Source organism: Dyella jejuensis, assembly GCF_044904675.1.
In the GTDB taxonomy this organism is placed as follows: domain Bacteria; phylum Pseudomonadota; class Gammaproteobacteria; order Xanthomonadales; family Rhodanobacteraceae; genus Dyella_B; species Dyella_B jejuensis.
On record NZ_JADIKJ010000035.1, the window covers coordinates 1 to 3,002 of the forward strand.

At 61.9% G+C, this 3,002-nt stretch carries 1 protein-coding gene; it reads left to right on the plus strand.

Features of this window, described 5'->3' with window-relative positions; all coding sequences use genetic code 11:
- The coding region (locus tag ISP15_RS18015; protein ID WP_404549342.1) for a putative Ig domain-containing protein at nucleotides 1–3,002 on the plus strand (3,002 nt) is incomplete at both ends.

Here is a 3,002-nt window from a genome sequence, read left to right on the forward strand (position 1 = left end):
AGCACCGACGAGAACGGCAACGTCACGCAATACGCCTACGATGCCGCCGGCAATGTGACCATGACGCAAGATGGAACCGGTGCCCGCACCTATACCGCCTACGATGCCTTGGGCCGCGCGGTAGCCACCGAAACGCCGCCGGTGCAAACGGCGACCACCACGCTCTCCAACATCACCTACACCGCCTACAACAACCTCAACCAGGCGGTGGCCAACGGCTATTTCCAGCTCAACGCGGCGGGTACGGCGCGCACGTCGATCGAGCAGGGGGCCTACATCCTCGACGCCAACGGCGATCGCCTGCAGTCCACGGACGGCATGGGCAATACCACCACCTATACCTACGACAGCCAGCACCGCGTGCTGACCAGCACCACGCCACTGAACGAAACCACGACCTATGGCTATGACGTCAACGGCAACCTGATCCGCCAAACGGATGCGGATGGCCACACGCAAAGCTGGACCTACAATTACTTCAAGCAGGTGTTGACGCACGTCGACGATAGTGGCGCTACCTATACCTACACCTACGATGCCGGCTCCGGCCTGCTGGTGAAGGAGACCAGCAACTGGACGGCCAATGGGCCGAGCAGCTCCGTAACGTCTACGCTCGACTTCAGCTACGACGCCGACGGCGCGCTCGCGCAGTTGAGCGAAACCGTCAACGGTGTCGCCTCCACCTACACCTATGGCTACGATGCCAACGGCAACGAAACGCTGGAGACAGATGACACCTACGACGGTACAGGTGCCGCGGTCGACACGCTAACCGTGATCACCTACGACAGCCACAACCGCCTGCAGGAAGTCACGGAAGAAAATGCGGCGGGTACCTCGGCCATCATGCGCACGGTGTATGTGTACGATGCCGACGGCAATCGCCGCGCCGTATTTAGCCGCAGCGCGTATGACAGCCAGGGCTCGGCCGCCGCGCCGATTGCCGCCACGCCGATACCGCTCACTACAGGCGTTCCGTCGCTTACTGCCGCATTGAGTAATCAGACGGTGCAGCCGGGCAGTGCGGTGAACTACACCATTCCTGCAGGGACGTTTAGCGATCCGCTCGGGATGGGCCTGACCTACACAGTTACCGGCTTGCCCAGTGGCGTGAGCTTCAACGCCAGCACGCAAACCTTTTCCGGCGCACCGCCAAGAAGTGCTGGCAACTACAGCGTCACTGTTACTGCCACCGATGTATTGGGACGCAGTGTCAGCAGCACCCTGACGATAAGCGTGCCGTTGGTTGCGCCCGTTTTTACGGCGGGGCCGACCAGTCACACGGTCTCCTACAACAGCGCATTCAGCTTTACGGAGCCTGGTGCAACCAGTCCCAATGGCCTGACTCCGGTGTATTCGGCGAGTTATTGGAACGGTTCGGCCTGGGTCGCCTTGCCTTCGTGGATCAGCTTCAACGCTAGCACGCTTACCTTCAGTGGCGAGCCGCCTATTGGCAGCGCAGGCACCTATACCTTGGTTGTATGGTCTTCGGTTACCGGCTCGGGGGCGGCGGCAAACCAATTCACCTTGACGGTACCAGCGCTTGCGGCCCCTGTTTTTACGGCTGGACCCAGCAACGAAAGCGTCACCACCTACCAGGCCTTCGGCTTTGCACAGCCAGCGGCTACCGATTCGCAGGGCTTTGCAGTGTCGTATTCGGCAGGCTATTACAATGGCTCGGCCTGGGTTGGGCTGCCTTCCTGGATCAGTTTCAACGCGAGCACCCTGGTATTCAGCGGTACGCCACCGATTGGAACCAGCGGCACGCTTACGCTGGCCGTATGGGCCACCGCGGCAGGGCAAACAACCGGCGCCGGCTTCACGCTGACCGTGAATGACCCCGCCGCCCCGACTTACAGCGGTCCCACTACCGTAACCTTTAGCAACAACACGCCAACAATTGTTTATGACGGGGCCTTCAAGGGAACCGGCCTGACCTATTCGATCAATACATCAGGAGTAAAGAAACCTTCGGGTGGCGATCAGCTGGGCGTCTCCGTAGATAGTTCGGGCGATCTAAAACTCACGGCATCGAATACCTCAGGAAAACCTTTCGGCGGTTCGGTCATCATTACCGCCACGGACTACCAGGGGCGTACGGTCATCACTACGATCGAGGTAGAGGTCAACCCTGGCGGGTTGGGCAATCCGGCGCAGGAAACGGTTGTCTCCGGCGCTACCTATTCCACGCCCGCCGCCACGCCTACGCCGCCCGCCCTCACGCCTACGCCCACACCCACGCCGTCATCCGTTGATACAACCGTGCTAGCGGTAACCCCGGATCTGCTGAAGCCACCCGGTGGAGAGGGCGGCGGTGTCAGTGGCACCGGTAGCGGCAGCACGCAGGTGCCCACTCCCACGCCCACGCCCACGCCGGGGCCCGCGCCTACCCCGACGTCCGGGCCGACCCCCACCCCCACGCCGGTTCCTACGCCCACGCCGGCCCCGTCTCCCACGCCCAATGTCGTGGCCGATTGGTATACCTACGATGCAGACGGCCGTGTGCTGGTGGCCAACGGCAGCTTGCAAAACGGGCAGGTCGTCTTCACCAGTGCGCTCAATTCGGGTGAAAACGCCTACGATGCGGCGGGCGACCTGACTGAATACACCTCGATCAACGCATCGAACCAGACGCTTTCGGAGAAAGCCTATTACGACGTGCTGGGCGACCAGACGCTGCTGCAAACGCAGACCACGACGGGCAGCGCGTTCGCCAACTACGAACTCAACACCTACGATGCGCAGGGTCGCCAGACCAGCCAGGTGCTTTACAACCTGCCGGGCAGCACCGAAGCGGGCACCTACAACGGCGCGGTGGTGAGCTTTAGCGATGCCGGCTGGGTGAGAAGCGACACGGTCTACACCTACAACGCGGATGGCGACCTGGTCGACCAGAGCGAATACGCCGAAACATCCGGACAAAGCCTGGTGAACCAGTACCAGACGGCCTCGGCGATCACCAGTTCGTATGGCGCGCAGGATCAGGCCACGCCGGGGCTGCC